The sequence below is a fragment of the Chitinophaga fulva genome (genome assembly GCF_012927205.1).
GTDB classification, from domain to species: domain Bacteria; phylum Bacteroidota; class Bacteroidia; order Chitinophagales; family Chitinophagaceae; genus Chitinophaga; species Chitinophaga fulva.
This window is the reverse complement of the sequence record NZ_JABBGC010000001.1, coordinates 1,587,881-1,610,711: the sequence shown is the minus strand read 5'-3', so window position 1 is coordinate 1,610,711 and position 22,831 is coordinate 1,587,881. Positions and strand designations below refer to the sequence as shown.

Annotated in this window: 15 protein-coding genes; 6 read left to right on the top strand and 9 right to left on the bottom strand. The window is 49.9% G+C overall.

The window, feature by feature from the left end:
- Positions 1-5: 5 nt before the first annotated feature.
- From HHL17_RS06805 to HHL17_RS06780, 6 genes are all read right to left on the bottom strand, one after another.
- Positions 6-1,454 carry a RagB/SusD family nutrient uptake outer membrane protein gene (locus HHL17_RS06805; RefSeq protein ID WP_169224003.1) on the bottom strand — a complete coding sequence of 483 codons (1,449 nt, stop codon included), beginning with the start codon at positions 1,452-1,454 and terminating at the stop codon, positions 6-8.
- Positions 1,455-1,477: 23 nt separating this feature from the next.
- Entirely contained in the window at positions 1,478-4,744 is a 3,267-nt protein-coding gene (locus HHL17_RS06800; protein WP_169224002.1) for a TonB-dependent receptor, read from the bottom strand.
- A gap of 240 nt (positions 4,745-4,984) precedes the next feature.
- Positions 4,985-6,154 carry a FecR family protein gene (locus HHL17_RS06795; RefSeq protein ID WP_169224001.1) on the bottom strand — a complete coding sequence of 390 codons (1,170 nt, stop codon included), beginning with the start codon at positions 6,152-6,154 and terminating at the stop codon, positions 4,985-4,987.
- Positions 6,155-6,226: 72 nt separating this feature from the next.
- Entirely contained in the window at positions 6,227-6,823 is a 597-nt protein-coding gene (locus tag HHL17_RS06790; protein ID WP_169224000.1) for an RNA polymerase sigma factor, read from the bottom strand.
- A gap of 54 nt (positions 6,824-6,877) precedes the next feature.
- Positions 6,878-7,828 carry a nitrilase family protein gene (locus tag HHL17_RS06785; protein WP_169223999.1) on the bottom strand — a complete coding sequence of 317 codons (951 nt, stop codon included), beginning with the start codon at positions 7,826-7,828 and terminating at the stop codon, positions 6,878-6,880.
- A gap of 14 nt (positions 7,829-7,842) precedes the next feature.
- A complete protein-coding gene (locus HHL17_RS06780; protein ID WP_169223998.1) occupies positions 7,843-8,430 on the bottom strand; it encodes a YdeI/OmpD-associated family protein in 588 nt (195 codons plus the stop codon).
- Between the two features lie 287 nt (positions 8,431-8,717).
- Between HHL17_RS06780 and HHL17_RS06775 the strand changes: the two genes are divergently transcribed.
- Entirely contained in the window at positions 8,718-9,101 is a 384-nt protein-coding gene (locus tag HHL17_RS06775) for an SRPBCC domain-containing protein (protein ID WP_169223997.1), read from the top strand.
- Between the two features lie 42 nt (positions 9,102-9,143).
- Here the strand turns inward: HHL17_RS06775 and HHL17_RS06770 are convergent, their stop codons facing one another.
- Positions 9,144-9,788, bottom strand: a complete 645-nt coding sequence (locus HHL17_RS06770; RefSeq protein WP_169223996.1) for an SMI1/KNR4 family protein — start codon at positions 9,786-9,788, stop codon at positions 9,144-9,146.
- Positions 9,789-9,822: 34 nt separating this feature from the next.
- Entirely contained in the window at positions 9,823-10,659 is an 837-nt protein-coding gene (locus HHL17_RS06765; protein WP_169223995.1) for a metallophosphoesterase family protein, read from the bottom strand.
- A 487-nt stretch (positions 10,660-11,146) separates the two neighbouring features.
- Here HHL17_RS06765 and HHL17_RS06760 point away from each other — a divergent pair, with 487 nt between their 5' ends.
- Positions 11,147-12,670 carry a malate:quinone oxidoreductase gene (locus HHL17_RS06760; RefSeq protein ID WP_169223994.1) on the top strand — a complete coding sequence of 508 codons (1,524 nt, stop codon included), beginning with the start codon at positions 11,147-11,149 and terminating at the stop codon, positions 12,668-12,670.
- 75 nt (positions 12,671-12,745) lie between these two features.
- Here HHL17_RS06760 and HHL17_RS06755 read toward each other — a convergent pair whose 3' ends face one another.
- Positions 12,746-15,889 (bottom strand): PQQ-dependent sugar dehydrogenase, encoded by a 3,144-nt coding sequence (locus tag HHL17_RS06755; RefSeq protein WP_169223993.1) that lies wholly within the window; start codon positions 15,887-15,889, stop codon positions 12,746-12,748.
- Positions 15,890-16,488: 599 nt separating this feature from the next.
- On the opposite strand from HHL17_RS06755, the gene HHL17_RS06750 reads away from it, so the two are divergent.
- From HHL17_RS06750 to HHL17_RS06735, 4 genes are all read left to right on the top strand, one after another.
- Entirely contained in the window at positions 16,489-17,106 is a 618-nt protein-coding gene (locus HHL17_RS06750; protein WP_169223992.1) for a DUF6088 family protein, read from the top strand.
- Entirely contained in the window at positions 17,103-18,122 is a 1,020-nt protein-coding gene (locus HHL17_RS06745) for a nucleotidyl transferase AbiEii/AbiGii toxin family protein (protein WP_169223991.1), read from the top strand. Before HHL17_RS06750 ends, HHL17_RS06745 begins: the two co-directional genes overlap by 4 nt.
- Positions 18,123-18,425: 303 nt before the next feature.
- A complete protein-coding gene (locus HHL17_RS06740; protein WP_169223990.1) occupies positions 18,426-19,796 on the top strand; it encodes an alpha-L-fucosidase in 1,371 nt (456 codons plus the stop codon).
- 59 nt (positions 19,797-19,855) lie between these two features.
- Positions 19,856-22,816, top strand: coding sequence for a DUF4955 domain-containing protein (locus HHL17_RS06735; protein WP_169223989.1), 2,961 nt, complete (start codon positions 19,856-19,858; stop codon positions 22,814-22,816).
- The last annotated feature ends 15 nt before the right edge of the window (positions 22,817-22,831 follow it).

The following is a 22,831-nucleotide window of genomic DNA, read 5'->3' as shown; positions in this document are numbered from 1 at the left end:
TCATTTTAATACCCGGGATTCTGGTCTTTTATTGGATCAATTGCTTTATTGTAGTTGTATTCAATTGTAGGAATCGGCCACAGCAGATGTTTATCGGCCATTGTAATACCTTTCATCGCTTTAATCACATCTTTTGCGATGCCCAGCCGCTTCAGGTCCAACCAGTGTTTGCCTTCGCTGCAATCCTCATAGGCACGCTCTTTCACGATCTGATCAACGAAAGCCTGTAAGTTGCCATAACCGGACATTTTAAAATCGACCGTGGCATCAGCTATCAGCGGGTTCTTACCGTATGCCCGGCGGTGTATCATATTCAGTTTCTCCAACGCGTCTGTAGTGGGGCCGTTGTTAACACGACTGTCGCATTCTGCGTAAAATAATAACAAATCCGCATAGCGGTACATCGGATAATCATTTCCCGCTGCGGTGGTGGTAGTACGGTCACTGAATTTTTTGTTGAGAATAGTGCTGGCGCCCAGACCAAACGTTTGTACGTACCAGTTATAATCGTACCGCAGATCGTTTTTGTCCCAGTTCCGTACAAAAGTATTGTTTACCGCATCGCTGTACAGGGTGTAATAGCCGCCGGGAGGATAATAGCCGGCGCCCGGATAATGTGCATAAATAGGATATTGAAAACCCTGACCGTTAGGCTGGCGCGAGAATTTCAGGTAAAAAATTTCCTCCGGCGTGGTGATAATATCCGGCCCAAACAGTTTATCAAAGTCGGCTGATACGGTCACATTCACGAGGGAAAATTTACCGGACTGTATCACCTCCAGCGCTTTGTCACGTGCCTTCTGATAATCGTTCCCGTTCATATACACATCCGTCAGTACTGTCTTGGCTGCCCATTTGGATGGTGCGCCCACCAACCGCGCTGCGTCCGGCAGATTAGCTTCAGCAAACAAAAGATCCTCGATGATCAGCTGATATACCGCTTCCTTACTGCTTCTTGGCACATTCAGGGAATCCATGTTGTTTTCCTTACGAATAGGTACCCCGGCCCAGTTGCGCACCAGGTAGAAGTACAGCAAACCACGCATGAACCGGGCTTCTCCCAGGAATTTACTTTTATCGGCATCGCTGATATTTTTACCGACAGGCGTTTTCTGAATCACAATATTGGCATTGCGGACCGCTTCATAAAAAGCAGCCCACATATCGGCCACCCGGGTGATGTTAGTGTTGTCCAGCCCGGCATAATCATTCAGGGGTGCGTGGCTGCCACGGCCATACATATACTCCGTGTAGATTTCCTGCTGTATCTGGTACAACGCTCCCATGATAGCCCCTGCGCGGATGGGCGTATAAATGGCATTCAGGCCGGCCTGTACTTCGGCGGCATTATTATAAAACTGTTCAGCTGCAATGGACTGTGGTTTTTCTTCCAGCAATTTCTCACAGGAAGTAAACAGCAACACAGACAATATGGCGAGGATACTATATTTCATAAAAAAGATTGAATGTTGGAAAATCAAAAACCACATCTGATACCAAACGTTACCGATTTGTTGGTGGGATAGGTAGCATAATCAATCCCCTGGTTAACGGAGCTCATGGCGCCGGGCGCCAGCAGCGAGCCAAACGCGTTCACCTCCGGATCATACCACGAATAACGCGTGATAGTGATCAGGTTTTGTCCGCTTACATATACCTGTGCTTTTTTAAACCATTTCACATGCATTTTTTCCAGGGGGATGTTATATGCCAGTTGTATGTTTTTAAACCGCAGATAGGAACCGTCTTCCACAAAACGGGTAGACATATTGCCAGCCAGCGTGCGGGTGATCTTCGGATATTTCGCCTGTGTTTTTTCCGGTGTCCAGTGATCATACGCCACGTCGGCAGGCAGGTTCAGGCCCATTCCCAAATCCAGCGTGGCCGCTTTGTTGAGGTTAAAAATATCATTGCCTTTAGAGCCTTGTATGAAGATGGACAGTTCAAACCCTTTGTAACTGGTCACTGAATTCAGACCGTAGGTAAAATCAGGATTCGGATTACCGATGTAGGTTTTATCATCTGCGCTGATTTTTCCGTCTTTGTTGAGATCAGCATATTGTAGATTGCCTTGTGTGGTGTAGCCTGTTTCTACGTAACCGTAGAAGATGCCAAACGGTTGTCCTTCGCGCAGCAGGTTCACGTAATCATTCAGGGAGCCGGTATAAAGTGTATTACCGAAGATGTCCTGCCCGTTATACAACTTCACGATTTTATTGCGGTTAAAAGAGATATTGGCATTTACATTCCAGGTGACGGCTTGTTTCATCACATCCACATCAACGGAGAATTCCATGCCTTTGTTTTCCATCTCTCCCACATTTTGCAGGGTAGTGCGGTATCCCATGGAAGCAGGCAGCTGCACGGTATTCAGCAGGTTTTTGGTGCGCTTATGATAGAAGTCGGCGGTAACACGCACCCTGTCATTAAAAAGGGCAGCGTCCACACCAAAGTCGGCCTGGTAGGTGGTTTCCCATTTAAGGTTGCCGGGCAACACGGTACCGGGAGCAAAGGCGGTGTACAGCGCATCACCGAAGATGGTATTGGCGGGCCGCAGCTGGTTCATGGTCTGATAGGGGCTTACTGCGGTGCTGCCGGTGGCGCCGTAACTGGCCCTCACTTTGAGGTCAGATACTACACGGGAACCTTTCAGGAAAGGCTCATCACCCGCTCTCCATGCGATGGCGGCGGAAGGAAAGTTGCTCCATTTGTTGCCCGGGGAATAGCGGGAAGAACCATCCCGGCGCACACTCACGGTAAAAAGATATTTGTCCAGTAACGTATAATTCACCCTTGCGAGGTAAGAAAGCAATACCCATTTTTCATAGCTGCTGGCTGGAATACCAGGCGTGCCGGCACTTCCGAGTGAACCGGTTTTAGTAACATCACTGAGAAACCCGATACCGGAACCGTCCATGGTGGTGCGCACATAATCCTGGTAGGTGAAACCGGCTGTTACATTGATGCCATGGATACCTAACTTCTTGTTGTAGTTCAACACGTTCTCGTTGAGCAGGCTGGTGGACTGTGTCGTTTTCACGGTCGCAGCACCTACGGAATTGGTAGAGGGTTCAATGTCAGCATAATAGTCGGCCCTGTCATTCAGGTTATCGATACCGCCGGAAATCCGTATGGACAAGTCTTTCCATGGCTTGATGGTTAGTGCCGCGTTGGAAAACACGCGGTCCCCTTTCAGGCGATCGGATATCTCATTGACAGGCACCATCGGGTTGATGATAGCGTTGGAAATAAAAGGATAGGCCGTGGTGAGGCGGCGGTAACTGCCGTCAGGCAGATAAGGCGTGAGCGTGGGTGGCGCCATCAGCATGGCAGAGATCAGGTCGCTGCCGCGGTTACCGAGACTGGAATTCTGGCTACGTGTATCCATTCGCGTTAACGTGGCATTATAGGAGATGCTGAATATTTTACTGATATCATGTTCCACACTGCCACGGATGGAGTAGCGTTTGTAGTTACTGTTACGTACAATGCCATCCTGCAGGAACATGCCACCGGAAAGGGAAAAGCGTGTCCGGTCTGTTCCACCGCTGACGGTAGCGCTGGTATTATAGATAGGCGCCTTGTGCATCACGAGGGATTGCCAGTCGGTACCTGGGTCCAATCCGAATGAATCTATTTGCGCTTTGGTGAAATAGGCTGCCTGTCCGTCGTTCGCTGCCTGTTCATTATACAGCATGGCATATTGTTGGGCATTCATCAGTTTCATCTTTTTCGAAACGGACTGAATAGTATACCCTGCATTTACCTCCACGTTGGTCGCTTCTTTTTTCCTGCCGGTTTTGGTGGTGATGATCACGATACCATTTGCGCCGCGGGAGCCGTAGATAGCCGTGGAAGAGGCATCTTTGAGAATTTCCATGGAGGCGATATCGGCAGGTTGCAAAAAGGTAGGGTTGCCGTTGTAGGGAAATCCGTCGATCACGTATAGCGGGTCGTTGCCGCCCATGATAGAATTGATACCGCGGATGCGCACACTGATGGCGCCTCCCGGGGCGCCGTTGTTCTGCATCACGCGTACGCCCGGAGCGCGGCCGGTCAGCGCCTGCATCACGTTGGTATTGGGCTGGGCGGTGATGTCAGCGGATTTTATTTGTGATACGGAGCCGGTAAGATCGCTTTTTTTAGCGGTACCATAACCAATCACCACTACTTCGTTGGCTTTGTTCACCTCCGCTTCCAGGCGTATTTGCAGCGGCTGTTTGCTGGCGGCCGCTACTTCCTGTGGTTTATAACCGATATAAGAGATAACGAGAACGGCCGTACGGGGAGCTGTTAATTTAAAGAAACCATCGGCGTCCGTCTGTGTGCCGGTTTTGCTGCCTTTGACCACCACTGTGGCGCCGGGCAGCGGCTCTCCCGTGGCGGCGGTCACACGGCCGGTGACCGGCTGTTCCTGCGGCGGTGTCGCCGGCGGAGCATTCTTTCCGTTCTCTGACGGTTCTATCACGATATTTTGCCCAACGATGCTCCAGGTAAGGGACTGCTGCCCGAGGCAAAGCTCCAGCACTTTTTCCAGCGGCACCGATGTCACTTCTACGGTTACACGCCGGGTGTTATCGAGCAGGCGATGATCGAAGAAAAAGACATAGCCCGTTTGTTTTTCGATAGCACGGAAAACTTTTTCGAGTGGCACATTCTTTTCAGACAGGGAAACGCTTTGGGAGTATCCCTTTGCGCTGACCTGTAAACAGGCACACAGTAAGATGATGGCTGATAATTTCATGGCCAGTAGCATTTTGGCGATACACCGTGGTTGATAAGCCGGTCGCCTGCAAATAGAACTAAATTGCATACTTTTGAATTGTTTGGGTAATAAAAGCCCTGTCCCGGTTTAAAACCAGGAAGCGAGAGTCGTGGAACGATTTTCATGGGTTACCCAAACGACCGCCGGGAGTGCTGGAACACTTCCGGTTTTTTTTGGGCCCCTGCTGTGTTAATTAATCATTTTTCATAACGGTTGTTTTCATGGTATGACGATGATCTTCTTTTTTTCTATTCTGAAATGGATCTTGCTTAACTCGAGTATTCTCAGGACTTCTTCTATGCTGCTGTTACGGGAAATTTTACCGCCGAATTCCCGGTCGGGGATGTTGCCTTCATAGGCAATATCCACATCGTACCAGCGGGCTATCTGCCGCATAACGCCGGGTAGTTTTTCATGGTTGAACTGGAAGTAGCCGTTCTTCCAGGCGATGATTTCATCAAGGTCTGCATGATTGACAACGGAGAGCTGGCCCGTTTGCTCCATCCGCAGCTGCTGTCCGGGCCGCAGGGCTGTCTCCGCGCCGGCGGTGTGTACTTTTACCGCACCTTCCAGCAGGGTGGTCTGAACGGATGTCTCCTCCGTATAGGCCATTACGTTAAAGTGTGTTCCCAGCACCTGGACGTCCATATTGCGGACTTTTACGTGGAAAGGTTTTTCCGGCATTTTTGCCACTTCAAAGTAGGCTTCACCTGTAAGCTCCACGGTCCTGTCTGTACCAGAGAAAGCTGTTGGGTAACGCAGGGTGGAAGCGGCATTGATCCAGACGTTGGTACCGTCCGGCAGGGTCACGCGGAACTGTCCGCCACGGGGGATGGCCAGTGTATTGTACTGTACAGCCCCGGCTGCGTGGCTGCCGCTGGCCTGGTAGGCCAGTTGACCGTTATTGACCTGCACCACCTGCACATTGCCTTGTTGCGCGAGGGCGCCGTTGCCGGCGCTGTCGAGCGTGATGGTGCTGCCGTCTGCCAGTGTGAGCATGGCTTTATTGCCTCCGGGCATCACCTCGTGTACCGGCGCCGCAGGATGGTCCGCCAGCGGCGGTTGCGGCCCGCGCGACCGCCAGAAGGCTGCCGTTACAAGGACCACGGCCAGTATCACGGCTGCTGCGGCCGGGTACATCCATCGACGGCGGGCGAGAGACACAACCGGCGTGTCTACAGGGCGGATGGACGCATAGATTTGCTCCATCCGTTCCGTGTTGGCGTGACCGTGTTTGTCTTTATCCTGCAACAGAGCCAGCAGGGCTTCGTTCCATGCTTCCTGCCCATGGCCTTCCCGCAGGGTTTCCCAGAGCTGTGCGGTTTCTTCTTCGCTCAGCTCTTCGTGGAGATATCGTGTTATCAGGGTTGATAAAGGTGTTGGTTCCATAACCGGTATGCGACGTTGTTACGGTAAAGACGCATCAACGGAGCAGAGGGAGGTGTTGCCGGAAAAATATTTTTAGCAGGGGTGAGCGAGCGTGGCTATAGTGAGGAGGAATAAGCCGGGATAGTGCGCCAGTAGCTTACGGAGGGTGGCGAGCGCCTGTACAATATAACTTTTAATGGTGATGCGGGACAGACCCATGGCGTGGGCTATTTCTTCATGCCCCATGCCTTCAAAGCGGCTCATGCGGAAGGCTTTCTGTTGCTGGGGAGGCAGGCGGTGGATGGCGGCATGGATGGCGCTTTCCAGTTCCCTGAACTCCGCCCGGACTTCTGTGCCCGAGTGGGAGGTTTCGTGCTGGTAGTCCAGCAGGTATTGCCGGTAGGCATCCTGGGAGGCTAATTTGCGCAGCCGGCTGTAGAGCAGGTTACGGGCCATGATAAAGAAGTAGGCATCCAGCTTCTCTACTTGTGCCAGCTGCGCACGTTTTTCCCAGAGGGTCACAAATACCTCCTGGGCAATATCTTCTGCAATATCCGGGGAACGGGAGAGCAGCAGGGCGGACGAATACACGGCATCCCAATGACGCACGAACAGTTCGCGGTATGCTACCGCGTCCCCGCTGGCCAAACGTTTCAGTAGTTCGGTGTCATTATATGGAATTGAATGCATCGTTGGCAAGCCCGGTTGCCTCTGTTCTGCCCGGAGTTTTAAAAATAATAAAACTTATTTATTGTCCAGCCATACTACCTTTTGTTCAGAGGTATGTTGCTGACCAATAACATCGCGGTACAGATCGGGGCGACGCGCTTTCCGGTAACGGTAACCGCCTGCCTGTTGCAGTTTTTCGGGTGTCAGGGTGGCGATTGCGAAATCGTTGCCCAGTTTGCGGCATTCTGCCAGAATATCACCGAAGGGGTCCAGTATCATGGAGCAGCCGTTTTTCAGCTGATCGTCGTCCATACCGATAGGATTGGAGAACACCACGTATACGCCGTTGTCGTACGCGCGGGCGGGTAACCATTTCATGAGCCATCCGCGGCCTTTGAGGCTGTCAAATTCCAGTCGCAGGGAGGTGGGATCTGCTTCGCGGTTCTGCCACAGGGCAGGGTCTACAAATCCGGCGCCGGGGCGGGAAGAAGGCGTACACATAGTCACATGCGGCATAAAGATGATATCGGCTCCGAGTAAAGCGGTAGCTCTTACATTTTCGATCACGTTGTTATCGTAGCAGATCAGGATGCCGCACTTCCAGCCCAGCAGGTCAAACACCACATATTCATCACCAGGCGTGAGGTGTGGATTGATAAACGGATGCAGCTTGCGGTATTTGGCTACCAGCCCGTTTTTATCTACGCATACATAGGCTTTGTACAGTTTGTCCTCCGCATCTTTTTCAAAGAGGCCTGCCAGGATAGCGATATTATGTTCGCGGGCAATAGCGGTGAGGCGCTGAATACTGGGGCCGTCCGGGATGAACTCAGCCAGGTCCAGCATCTGCTCTTTGGAGAGGTGGCGGGCAAAAGTGTAGCCGGTTACGGAGCACTCATGAAAAGCGATGGCCTGTGCGCCATCAGCGGCCGCCTGTGCAGCCATATCATTTATCTGTTGGAGGTTATAAGCTTTGTCTCCACTTTTGTTCTCAAATTGCGCGGTTGCTACTTTTAATTTTTCCATGGTTTCGTATATTCTTAATAGTTATATTTCTTCACTTTTGTGCCGGCGGCGCTGTCCCGTATCAGCTCAGCCAGTCTATTCTCCCGGGTGGCGGCTTGTTTGGCCGTCATCACCCAATGGGCGGTCAACTTGCGGTAGCCAGCCGCCATTTTCTGATAAAAAGCCCAGGCTTTTTCGTTGGCGCGGAATTGTTGTTCAAATTCCTCAGAGAGCTGCGCCGATTCTTCTAGCTCGTAGGTATAAATGGCGGAACGCTTCAATTCCCGTTTACTGAAAGCGGCAAGGCCCGCCGGCATCATCCGGCCTTCCCGCGTAAGATCTTCCACCTTCTTGATATTGATGGCGCTCCAGATGCTTTTAGGCTTGCGGGGCGTAAAGCGGATCGTGTAACTTTCTCCATCGATGGATTTACGAACACCATCTATCCAACCATAGCAAATCGCTTCATCTACCGATTCCGACCAAGACATGCTTTTCTTTCCGGAACTGGTCTTGTAATATCCCACCAGCAGCTCTTCTGCCTTATGATGATTTTTATCCAGCCATTTACGGAAGGCTGCTCCTGTCTCAAAAAACACAGGTTCATTTGGATATTTTGTCATTTGGGTATTATTGGATTTACAGATTTTTGAATGACGAATTTCGGGGATTTGATGACAACGTATCGCAAAAATTTGTCCAAAAAGTTACCCAATAATTTCAAATAAAACTGCTAAAGTTATCTTAAATAAAGCCCTCCAATCTGACGGACCACCAAATTTGTCTGCTCAACCGCACAATAACCAGATAAAAAAATCCAATAAATCCACAAATCCGTAAATCCCAATGGCCAAATAATAAAATGCCGAAATACAAAAATGGGCTAGTTTTGGGTAAGCAGAAAACTGATATGAAAGATTTCAAGAAATATTTTAGCATTCCGGCAGAACCGGAAGAAGTCTACGCGGCGCTGACCAATCCGGCCACCATTCAACTGTGGACAGGCGAGGTAGCGGAGATGTCCACCGAACCGGGGTCGGAATTTGCCCTGTGGGAAGAAAGCATCGTGGGTAAGAACCTGGAATTTGAGCCAGGGAAAAAGATTGTGCAGCAATGGTATTTTGGGGAAGATGAAGAAGCGCCCTCCATTGTGACGATCATTCTGCATCCCAGTAAAAAAGGCACCGATGTGGAGTTGAGACATACCAACATTCCGGACGAAGCCTTTGAAGACATTACCGCCGGCTGGCAGGAGGCTTATTTCGGCTCCCTGATAGATTTTTATAAGGAGTAGTCAATCGCCGGCCTGCGTTCGCAAAGCCGGCGATCCGTTATTTTAATCATTTGTCTGATAAGGGAAGCTGCTGTCCAGCCAGTCAAAATTGATCTCTGCTTCCAGGATGTCACGCAACTCATCTTCCGTGATAACGCCTTTCGCGTATATGCCGGCGGCAATCTCCTGCTGACGCGGTGAAAGGTAACGCCCGTGTGTACGGAGGAAATTGCCCGCATTGGTTGCCAGGTCCCCCTCTGTAATCAGCCCTGGATACTCAGGGTCTTCTTCAATCAACGTTTCCAGCAACCGCGCAAATATAAAGTCCTGCAGGTTTTTAGCCATTACCACGGCTTCGTTGGAATCGTGATAGACCAATACGATGGGCACATTATCACCATCTTTCAGGTTGTAATAGAAAGCGTACCAGTCGCCGGCGCCGGTGTATCCCAAAGGCACAAAACGGTGACTTTTATCGGCAAACAGCATTCCTTCCGCTACTTCTCCCGAAATATCTTCCTGATTAATGATTTCAAAATCGTTGGCAAACAGTAAAAAAGGAGGATTGTCCTTTACGCGGGGGAACTCGTTGGCGTACCATCCCGGCCCCAGTTTACCCCAGGACAACATACCATCTCTGTCAAGTTGTTTATACAGCGCAGGATATTCAAATTGATGCTCTTGCTCTATTGTTTCCAGTATCGTCATTTTTCTCTATCGTTTTGGCACGGAAAGATACAGCTTATTTGCGCACCACTGTACGCTTAAAAGACTGTTCTCCCTGTTTCTGATAAGGGTTCATCACAAATGACAGCACGCTGCCGTCCTGTTTGAGTTCCACCACCCGGAAGCCATGGTATTCTACGCCCCAGCTGCCGCCTACGTGGCCATCCCACAGGAAAGGTATTTTTTCATCCAGCATTTTCACGCTGTCTTCCTGATGGTCGTGACCGTTAAATACAGCCCGTACATTGGGATATTGTTTGATCAGTTCCTGGAACTCCGGCGCATCAATGCCATGTTTGGTCCACTTCACCGGGGTGATATGTATGAAGATGAAGATGTTGGCTGCTTTCTTATGCTGTTCCAGTTTTTCACGGAACCAGGCCACATCCGGGCTCAGGTAATTTCCTTTGATATCTGCGGTATCGCCGAGCAGGATCACGTTGTCGCCGAACACCACATCATGGTTGAGCGGGAAGCCCCATGCCTGTTGCCATGCTTCTGGTGTCACCTGGTCGTGGTTACCGCGGGTGGCATACACCTTAGGGTGGATTTGTTTAAACATGGTGGCAGCGGGCGCCATGAAGGATGGATCATTGTGGATCACATCGCCGTTGAGCACAAAGAAAGAGCAGGGATTGTCTTTTTCATACGTGCGGAAAGCTTTTTCCAGGTCATGGTAGTTTTGTTCCCATGTTGTTTTCGGTTCACCATAGTGCCAGTCGGAACCGATAGCGAAACGGAATACGGTCTTGTTTTTAAAATCCTTGCTGGTGGCAGCGGTAACGATCTTACCACAAGCCTGGATAACGATGGCGGCAGATACGCCGCGGAAGAATTCGCGTCTGTTCATCATGTGTTAAAATTAGTTTTTCCCGGATGGAATCGATGGCTACAGTTTATATATTAACAGAAAAATCAAATTACGGAGGATGCCCACGTCGTATAACTAGATAATTATAAAATACAGGTATTTTCCGCCCGATAATTACCTGAAATATGATGCAGTCCTCTTTCATCATTCGTCATTCGCAATTCGTCATTGCGCATAGCCTTGTCTGTTAAAAAAATATCAGGCTCACTCAAGATAATACCAATCACCCAAAAGCCATAATCATATATGATATTTCACCATACATTATATTACAAATATTTGATTGTCAATATATTATTCACAAAACATCCATCGATCGCAAATAGATATTTTGTATTATCGTCTCACAACTTTCAATTTATTCAGAAAGAATTGTAATCAGATTGTTAATATTACCCTGAATCCTTCATTTTCTTACCCTCGCTAAATGTTTTGATTGTAACTTTGCACCTCGAATAAAAATGGGGTTATGTTTAGAAGCAAGCGTACGTCTGAAACAGGTCCGGATGTGGTTTTAATCGGCGCAGGAATCATGAGCGCCACCCTGGGTACACTCCTCAAAGAGCTGCAACCAGAATTGACCATCGAAATTTATGAGCGACTGGATATGGCAGCTGCAGAAAGTTCCGATGCGTGGAACAATGCAGGTACCGGTCACTCCGCTTTTTGTGAGCTGAACTACACGCCGCAGAAGCAGGATGGCTCAGTGGAAATTAAAAAGGCCGTGAATATTGCCGAGCAATTTGAAGTATCACGGCAGTTCTGGGCTTATCTGGTAGAAAACAACATTATTTCCAACCCACAAGCGTTTATCCAGAGTATCCCTCACATGAGTTTTGTTTGGGGAGAAGAGAACGTGGACTACCTGAAGAAGCGCTACAAAGCTTTGCAACAATGCCATCTGTTTAAAAAGATGGAATACTCCGAAGATAAAGAACAACTGCAGGCATGGATGCCGCTGGTGATGGACGGTCGTGACCCCAATCAGAAAGTGGCAGCTACCCATATGGAAATGGGCACTGACGTGAATTTCGGCGCCCTGAGCCGTGCACTGTTCAACCACCTCGAACAACTCGATGGTGTTACGATACATTTTAATCATGATGTACGTGACATGAAAAAAGCCGATGATGGCAGCTGGCAGATCAAGGTAAAAAACCGTGAGACCCGCGAAAAAAATGTCATCAAAACGGACTTCGTTTTCATCGGTGCCGGCGGCGGTTCCCTCCCCCTCCTCGAAAAATCTGATATCCCTGAAGGTAAAGGCTTCGGCGGTTTTCCTGTAAGTGGCCAGTGGCTGCGTTGCACCAACCCTGAAATCATTGCCCAACATCAGGCGAAAGTATACGGCAAAGCCTCTGTAGGCGCGCCTCCGATGTCAGTGCCTCACCTCGACACCCGCATGATCGATGGTGAAAGAGCCCTGCTGTTCGGACCTTACGCAGGATTCTCCACTAAATTCCTGAAAAACGGCTCCTTCCTGGATTTACCTAAATCTATCAGTTTAGATAACATCCACCCGATGGTATCTGCCGGCCTCGATAATATTCCGCTGACGAAATACCTCATCGCGCAGGTACGCCAGAAACCGGAAGACAGGCTGGAAGCGCTCCGCGAGTACTATCCAGAAGCCCGCATGGAAGACTGGAAACTGGAAATTGCCGGTCAGCGTGTACAGGTGATCAAAAAAGATCCTGAACATGGCGGTATCCTCGAATTCGGTACTGAAGTTGTCAGTGCAGCCGACGGCTCTATCGCCGCCCTGCTTGGCGCTTCCCCGGGAGCATCCACCGCAGTGTCCATTATGCTCAACCTGTTGAAACGTTGCTTCAAAGACTACGTGGAAACAGAAGCATGGCAGCTGAAACTGAAAAAAATGATCCCTTCTTATGGCCAGTCCCTGCTCAACAATCCACAACTGTGTGAAGAGCTGCGCTCCTGGACCACTGAAGTACTGGAACTGAAAGCCATGCAGGCTGTAGGCCAGGACTGATAAAGATTAACCGGTTTTATATACAAAAGCCCCCGCGGAAACGCAGGGGCTTTGTTCTTTCTAAGCGTTATGTATTTATCTGTTATCTGTTTGACCCATTCCTACCACTACACGTTTCACGATCACTTTTCCGTTGTGTACCAGTTTGAGGAAATACATACCAGCCGGCAATCCTGTTACGGAGAGGGTCCTGGTATGTGTGCCTTCCTGTAGCTGGCCGTTCACCGGCATCTGCACAAGTTTACCGCCAAGATCATATACGCCCAGTGTGGTACGTCCGTCTGACGGCAGCCTGAATGTTACTGTCACCACAGAACTGGCCGGGTTGGGATAGGTGTTCATCACCGCCAGACCGGTTTCTTTAGCTGCCAGGGCAGTGCCTGTTTTGATTTTCACTTCCGCATAACTGTTCCACGCGTTCACATTGTTGCCATGACCGAGAATTCGTACGTGCCTGGCCGTTACTGCCGCGAATGTAAAGGACTCGAAGGCCGTGGATGTCCCGCTGCTTTGCAGACCGGTAGCGGCGTTGGTCCAGGTGGCACCGTCGGTGCTGACCTGTATATCGAACGAAGCGCGGCGGGTATCGCCTTTGTAGAAGGCAATGTCTACGCCATTTACGGTAGTGGTACTGCTGCCAAGGCAGAACTGAATGGACTGTTCACCGGAGGCCGACCAGCGGGTATTCAGATCATTGTCGATGGCATTAGCTGCCACGTTACCATCATCTGCACTGGCTTGTGCCGGGATACAAACAGGGCCGGGGCCGGCACTGTCACCGATCACGGAGAGCTGCGGCGGATTGGCTGCGGCCTCTTTGGAATTAAGGAAGATACGCGGGTCGTGGGCTTGCTGGCTCTTCATGACGAAGGCTATTTTTTTCCTGCCTGCTGCCAGCTCGCTCTGTACGTAGCTGGTCACGTCCCAGGTGTAGTACCGCGCACTGTCGTTTGTCAGCACGGTAGATGCCAGCAACGTACTGCCGGATACCGGTTTATTCGTCCAGGTGATTGTTTTTTCAGACCAGGTGGTATTGCTCAGCGGATACACGCCCACCGGTACACTCATGGCTACGGTCCCGTCTACACGTCCATACAACCGCAATACCACGGCAGATACACTGCTGGCCGTATTGGTGAGGTCGAAAGTGAGATAGGTTTCCCGCGCGTTGTTGAGCTGTCCTGCCGGCGACACCTTGGTGATGAGGAAGGTGGAATCGGAAGTGCCCCAGGTGGTGTTGGCGTTGGTACCATCGCGCACATAGGCGTCTTGCACCGGTGTCAGCAAGGTGGCAGCCGGCGCGGCTTTGAACACAGCTGTATAGGTCGTGTCATTATCCGTGATCTTAATGTTCTGCACCCGGTTGCCTCCGTGTGCCCAATGGTCAAAGATATAGGTGACGCCATTGAGCACCTGTGGAGACGGGGCTTCCATAGGCCGCACCATGCCCGATAAAGCAGGGGTACTATACGGCGTGGTAAACGGAATATCATTCAGCTTGATTTGCAAGCCTGCCGGTTGCGTTTGCAGGGAGAGGTTGGACGTCACGGGGAATAGCTCCACATAGGTGGTGTCCAGTTCGCCGCGGCTGTCTTTAACGGAGAGGAGTATACGGTACCAGATGTCTGTTTCAGTATGGCCTTCAGCAGAGATGACGAATTTGCCGTTTTTCACGCTATCCGGCGTTTGTGGACCGGGATGTACGTGGTTAGCATGATGAAAGTCCACCCACCAGTGGAAGGCGCTGGCAGGCAGGGTACCATCTTCCGCATCAGTGCCGGTACCGGCGAAACTAACGGTGTCGCCCGCACGGAATTTCGCGTTGTTCAGTGGTGCAGTGATAGTAGCTACCGGTAAGGTGTTAGGCGCCGTTACCGTCAGTTTTGCATTGTTGCTGGTAACGCTGCCGGCGCTGTTGGAGATCACTACGCTGTACAGCCCGGTGTCTGCCGGTTGCGCGTTAGCGATAGCGTAAGTTGCCGTAGTAGCGCCGCTGATATTGCTGCCGTTTTTGCGCCATTGATAAGTCGGCGCCGGATTGGCCACGGCTGTCACGCTGAATACGGCTGTCTGTCCCTGGGGCACCGTTACCGGCTGCGGCTGCGTAGAGATCACCGGCGCCTGTGTGCCGGTGTACACAATCTTATACAGCGCGCTGTTATCGCGGCTCAGGTAGTACAGGTTCCCATCAGGCCCCTGTTTCAGGTACACCATACCGCCACCGAGGCCGGTAGCGAAAGCAGTGCGGGAGGGAGAAGCGGGGTTGAGATAGTTGATCCAGCCGCCGCAGTAGTCAAGGAAAAAGTATTTTCCGTTGTAGGTAGCGGGATAGTTACTGATAGCACCGTTGAAGAAGGTGCCGCCGTTGATGGCGCATCCCTGGCCGTCTGGCGGGGAGCCGTCGCGGTTGGTGCTGTAGCGGTAAACAGGGTTGGTGAAGCCTGAGCAACCGCTGGTACAGTTACCTTCCTGTGTGGGCCATCCGAAGTTGCGGCCGCCGGTGGTGGCGTCGTTGATTTCTTCCCAGGTAGATTCACCGACGTCGTTGATGAAGATTTTACCTGTAACAGGATCTATCGAGTTGGTGAAGGGGTTGCGTAACCCGTACGCCCATACGCGGCTGCGTTGCGCACCACCGCTGAACGGGTTGCCCGCCGGCACGGAACCGTCGGTATTGATGCGCAGTAATTTGCCCATGTAGCTGTCGAGATTGCTGGCGTTATTGCCGACTTTATTATCTCCGACAGAAACGTATAGTTTACCATCGTTGCCGAAAGACAGGCCGCCGCCGTTGTGGTAGATGGCGCTAAGGGTGGGCAGGTCCAGGATAGCTGTTTCAGACCCCGCCACGTCGCCGGTCATGGTGAAGCGGCTGACGCGGTTGTGCGGTCCCGATGTATTCGTGTAATAGAGATAGATGTAATGGTTGCTGGCGAAGCCTGGATCTACCGCCACGCCGATAAGGCCACGTTCCCCGCTGCTGTTGACCGACAGTGATATCGCCGGTGTTGACAGCAAAGCGCCGTTTTTCACCACACGCAACTGGCCTGTTTCCTGGCAGACCAATATGCGGCCGTCAGGCAGGAAAGCCATGGAGGTGGGGCTGCTGATGCCGTTCACCACCTGCACCCGCTGAAAATTGGTCGGCAGGGATTGCGACAGGACAGTCGTAACGGATAACAGCAATAACAGAAGTATCGCGTATCTTTTTTTCATCATCAAAAAACTTTAAAGGTGGATAATGAGGGTGATAAATGCATAGGCCGCCCATTAGCGTATATCCGTAACAGTTATACACATCAGCATAATTTCCTGGAACAGGCGGGCGTAGTCCTGCTCATGTTGAAAATGGCATTAAGAGGATGTCATAAAGTGGTGTTTTTTAACAATCAATAAAAGGGTACGGTGGAAACGGGTTTTCAACAACACTTGGCTACAGGGTAGTTTCCGGGATTTTTTCAGGTACGAGGCTACAAATGGTCTATGGTTTCCAAAGTGAATTTTGGCGTTTCAGATCCTGGCTGTAGTCCTAAATTATGCAAACGATTGCAGATTTCAAAATAGTTTTTTAAGATAGGGGCACATATTTTCACACACATACTTCTGTGGCATGGGCACCCGGGATGCTATTAAACAAGCACGTTGATACGCTGATGAGCATTGAAAAACAATGCTTTAAGGAAAACTTATATTATAAAATCAACAATTATCATATTAATTTGATAATCAAATTATTAAATTGATAAAATGTAACCTTTTTACAAATTTTAGTTACAAATTTCAGTGTATATTCTTCGTTTTTTAGTACATTCGTTGTAATGAAAAAGGTCCATACACAGATCGCTGACCAGATAGCCAGGAAAAAACCAGGGGCGCTTATTTTCCCCACAGATTTTCGTGGTATTGGTACCGAAACAGCCATTAAACAAGCGCTGTTTCGGATGGCTCGCAATGGCACTATCAGGCGGCTGGCGCATGGCATCTATCATACCCCCAAAATAGACAGCATACTGGGAGAATTAAGACCCGGAGCGGAAGATGTGGTTAACATGATCGCCAGAAAGGAAAAGATACACATCGTTCCATCTGGTGCCAATGCGATGAACACACTCGGACTGACCACACAAGTGCCTACCAAGCTGGTATATCTGACAGATGGTTCCCCCCGAAAACTAAAAATCGGGAAACTGGAAGTCAGGATGAAAGCAACTTCCCGGAAACGTCTGTCCCGAATAGGAAAAATCAGTTCGCTGGTAATCCTGGCATTGGAAGAAACAGCACTACACCAAATCGACGATACCACTAAGCATAAAATCAAAAGTCTTCTGGAGCAGGAAGACCCCCGAAAATTAAAACACGACCTGTCATTGGCTCCGGCAAAAGTCAACGACTTCATTGTTAACTTATTCAAGCCTTTTACTACGATGAAAAAATGACCGGATGGCTTTCTCTGACAAGAGAACAACGAAAAACCTCACTACAGCAGGCCTCTCTGAGCAGCGGTATGTCTGCCAATGCTATCGAAAAAGACTGGTGGGTAACATTAACGCTGAAAGCACTCTTTCAATCCCGCTACGCCAGCTATCTTATATTTAAAGGAGGTACCTCACTTAGCAAAGCCTGGAAACTGATACAGCGTTTTTCAGAAGATATCGATCTTGCTGTAGACCCGGTATCCTTTGGCATGGAGTATAAACACGAACCCACCAAAGGAGATTTGGAAAGATTAAGACGAAGTGGATGTGAGTTCACGAGCTCCCTGCTAAAACAATCATTAACCGAAGAATTTTCTACACTGGGAGTTTCACCAGCATTATATACCATCGTTGAAGAAACGATTGATCCACAAAGACCCGATAAAGACCCTCAACGGCTATTTATAACATTTGATTCCGTATTATCACCTGTAGCATATCTGAAATCCATAGTTCAGATAGAAGTTAGCTCCCGCTCTTTGCTGGAGCCGTTTACACAGAAACCGGTGATTTCTCTGATGCATGAACATTTCCCCAACCCCATCTATTCGGAAGTACCTTTCTATATACCTGTAGTCGTTCCCAGGAAAACATTTCTTGAAAAAGCATTTCTGCTAAACGAAGAATTCATAAAACCAGATATCAGGAAGATCAGGACAGAAAGGATGTCCCGGCATTTTTACGACATGATTAAAATGGATCATGCTGGTGTCGTTGATGAAGCGCTTGCTGATAATGAACTATATTCAACTATTCAGAGACACCGGAAACATTACAGCCGACTGAGACACATGGGCAACTACACTTCCCTCAACAGAGAAAATATTTCATTCATCCCGCCTTTGCATCTGCGCGATGCATACAAGAATGACTATCTGTATATGACAGACCATATGTTATATGGACAAACACCGGATTTTTCCGCTGTACTTGATGGGCTCGCAACAATATTAGAAAAGTTCAAAACTACTTCATGACCCTATTCTTTTCCAGCCCGCTCCACATTGCGAAAAAAACATGACAAAAAGTGAAAATCAGCTTACTGGCAGGGTGAATTATTTCCGATCTTTAGAACATCAAAATTTAAGTGTAAAAGAAACACTATAAAAAGATAAAGCGCTTCGCGCTTCTTTTTTGCCAAAGAAATGCAAACGATTGCAATAAAATAAAGAAAAGTCAGCAGGGATACTTAGAAATCATTTGCACAGCAGTCATTCATACACACCAGGCCATTCACCAAAATCGATATTTTCACCACCTATAACAACTAACAACACGTAATGAAAAAACTATTGCTCTCTTTGCTTGCGTTCTGCTGCGCTGCGCAATCAATCTTCGCACAAACAGCTCACGATGAGCATATGAAATGGTGGCGCGAAGCCCGTTTCGGTATGTTCATCCACTGGGGCGTATATGCCCAGTTGGCCGGCAACTGGCAAGGACATCAGGTAGGCCGCGGCGGCGAATGGATCATGAACCGCGGCAAAATCTCAGTGGCCGACTATCAACAGGTGGCTAAATCCTTCAACCCCGTAAAATATGATGCGGACGCCTGGGTGAAAGCTGCAAAAGATGCAGGCATGAAATATATCGTTATCACGGCGAAACATCACGACGGCTTCGCTATGTTCAAATCGGCCGCCAGCAAATGGAACATCGCTGACGCTACTCCCTATGGTAAAGATGTGCTCCAGCCGCTGGCTGCTGCCTGTAAAAAATATGGCCTTAAACTGGGCTTCTATTATTCCCAGGCGCAGGACTGGAACAACCCCGGCGGCGCCGCAGCCCGCAAAGCAACAGCTGAAGGCTGGGCCAACCCCGACTCTGCTAAAATTGACGCCTATACGCAAGCTAACACCGGCCACTGGGACCCGGCACAAACCAGCGCTACCATGGGCGAATATATAGATAAGGTAGCGGTGCCACAGGTGAAAGAGCTGCTCTCCAACTACGGTGACGTGGCAGTATTATGGTGGGACACACCAACGAACATGACAGACGAATACGCGAAAAAATTACAAGCGGTATTGTCTCTCCAACCCAATATCATCACCAACGACAGGCTCAAAAGACCCAACTTCCCGGGCGACTATAAAACACCGGAACAGAAAATCCCCACACAGGCTGAACTGGATGGCCGCGACTGGGAAACCTGCATGACCATGAACGGTACCTGGGGATATAAAAGCTATGACAATAAATGGAAAAGCACGGAAACACTGATCAGAAACCTGATAGACATCTCCTCTAAAAACGGTAACTATCTCCTGAACGTTGGTCCGGACGCACTGGGCCAATTTCCGCAAGCCAGCATCGATGGACTGAAAGGCATCGGCCAGTGGATGAAAGTCAACGGAGAAGCCATCTACGCGACCAATGGCAGCCCCTTCGGCGCATTGCCCTGGGGACGCTGCACTAAAAAAGTAAAAGACGGCAACACCACGCTCTATCTCCACGTATTCAACTGGCCCACTGATGGTAAACTGGTAGTGCCCGGCCTGAAAAATAAAGTCAACAGCACCCGGCTGCTTGCCGGTGGTAAAAAACTCAATGCCACCACCACAGATGAAGGACTCATCATCAATGTACCCACTCAGGCTCCCGATGCTATCGCTACTGTCATCAAAGTAGAAACAACCGGAACTTTATAAAAAACAGGTGGCAACTGATGAGAATTGGTTGTCACCTGTCTCTCTATTTCCACAGCGTTATGAAAAACTTACTGTCACTGCAGCTTATCTGTTGGCTGTTGATATCCTCCATGGGCATTGCCATGGATAAAAAAACTGTTGTCGATATCACGCGCTACGGCGCCGTGGGCGATGGCAAAACATTGAATACCGCAGCCATTCAACAGGCCATCGATGCCTGCGCCGCTAAAGGCGGTGGTAAGGTACGCGTGCCCGCTGGTACCTGGCTTACCGGTACCCTGCTGCTCAAAAACAAGGTGCTGCTCCTCGTGGAAGAAAATGCCACCCTGCTCGGCAGCCCCGATATCAAAGATTATCAAATCGTGGATGGCTTTAAAGACGGTCTCGGTCAACAAATGGGTTATGCTCTCATTGGCGCGGTAGATGTCACCAATACCGGCATCACGGGCAAAGGTACCATTGATGGGCAGGGCAAGCTGGTAAGAGCTTCCGGTGGCCACGAAAGACGGCCTTTCCTGGTGCGTTTTGTCCGCTGTAAACAGGTCAACGTGTCGGATATTCACCTCCAGGGCCCTACTGCCTGGACCATGCACTTCTTCCATTGTACCAATATATTAACGGAGAAAGTCACCATCAAAAGCCGTGGACTGGGCAATAATGATGGTATCGATATTGACTGCTGTGAAAAAGTGGTGATCCGCGATTGTGATATCGACAGCGGCGACGATGCTATCTGCTTTAAAACTACCAGTCCCTATCCCTGCCGCGATGTCACTGTCAGCAATATCAAAATCAACACCGGCGAAGGCGCCATTAAATTCGGTACGGAATCGGCCGGCAACTTCGAAAACATACAGGTCAGCCATATCGATGTGGCTTTTGCCCGCGAAGGCGGTATCAAACTGTTTTCCGTGGATGGCTCACACCTTCGCAACATCAGCATCAGCGATGTGAAAATGGACAAGGTGAATATGCCCATCATCATCCGCCTTGGCTCCCGGCTGAAAACTTTCCGCGAAGGCGACGCCCAACAGGAAGTCGGCAGCATCAGCAATATCAGTATCAAAAACGTGACCGTCAAACATGGCACCTGGACCGGCATGCTCATCAGCGGCATTCCCGGCCATTATATTGACGGCATCACGCTCGATAATATCCACATCAACGTTCCCGGCGAAGGCACCGCTGCAGATGCGCAGGTAAAACTGGAAGAAAGGGAACGTGATTATCCCGAAATAAAAATGTTCGGTAAACAGATACCTGCCTATGCACTGTATATCCGTCACGCTAAAAATATTCGTTTCCATGATATCACCTATACCTGCGATCAGTCCGAAGCGCGGCCAGCGGTGATTGCCAGCGATATTGACCAGGTACAGCTCATCAACTGGGCACTCCCCGGCAATACCGGCAAAGAACCGCTGGTGCGCATCGCGGACTCCAAAGCGGTGGAACTGAAAGCGATCAAACATCCCGGAACCGGCCAGTTGCTGCAACTGGAAGGCACTGCCCGGAATATTACGGTAGATGGTACTGTTGCTGCCGCCCCTCCCATCGCACCACTATGGAAAGAATTTGTGGCGGCCCGGAAAAACAATACGGTACCGACCTTACCCGACTTTTCCTATGCCGGCTATTATTTTTCAGAGAGACCCTTACCAGAGTTGACCGGTAAGAAGAAGTTTGATGTGACCCAATTTGGTGCTGTCCCTAATGACGACCAGTATGATGACGATGCCATACAACGCGCTGTAGATGCGGCAGCAGCCAATCCCGGCGGTGGTATCGTCTTTTTCCCCAAAGGCAAATTCCTGCTGGCGGCGGATGAAGACAACAAAAAACAAATCCTGATCACCAGCAGCAACATCATCCTGCAAGGCAGCGGCAGCCAGGAAGGCGGCACAGAAATCTATCAGGATAAAAAAAGAATCAACGACCGGCAGTTCCTTTTCCATCCGGCAGAGAACCATCAGCAACGGCTGACCACCATCACCGCCAATGCTTCCCGCGAAACCTTCACGGTACAAGTAGCCGATGCCTCACAGCTCCGGCCCGGGCAAGACGTTATCATTAAACATCGCAGTGAAGCCTATACGAAATGGTATTTCGACCCGCTACCGCTCAAATCCCAATGGACACGCCTCCTCGGCAACGACGGCGGCATGCAGGTCCAGGAAATACATACCATCGAAAAAATAAACGGCAATACCATCACTTTCAAAAACCCACTGCACCTGGATATCCACCTTATTGGCGGCAAACCGTTTGAACTGGTGAACTACAACAGCCTCGAAGAATGTGGTATCACCAGTATCCGCTTTTCCAGCAACTGGAAAAGTTATCCGGAAGATTTTGTACATCACAAAAATGAGATCCACGACTACGCCTGGGAAGCTGTAGGTATGGAATACGTGAAAAACAGCTGGGTACGCGACTGCGTATTCCAGGACTGGAACGAAGGTATCAACATCCGCGCCGGTTACCAGGTAACCGTTCAGAATGTAACGTTCATCGGGAAAAAAGGACACGCCTCTGTACATGCACGCACCGGCTACGGTGTACTGATCAAACAATGTTATTTCAACGGCGCACAGCATCATGGCCCGGGTACCGGCTACAGCGCCGCCGGCACCGTGATCACACAATGCGCGCTGGGCACCGACCAGAATTTCGATAGCCACTCCGGACAGCCCTATGCCACACTGTTTGATGATATTCGCGGCGGCGTGTTTTACAACCTCGGCGGACCGGAACCCGGTCACCCGCATCACGGCAAACAACTGGTGCTTTGGAACTTCCGCCACAGCTCCGCCAAAGACCAACATTACAATTTCTGGGACATGGAACGCCGCCGGAACTATACCATCGCAGCACCTATCCTGGAAGGCTTTCAGTCCGATTCCAAAGTAATTGTAGACAATGCAGGCATCAATGAACTGCCAGGACAGTCAGTTGCACCTGCATCCCTTTTTGAAGCGCAACTGGCATTAAGACTTTATGGCAAGGACATTACCAACTGACCTATAATCCATTTT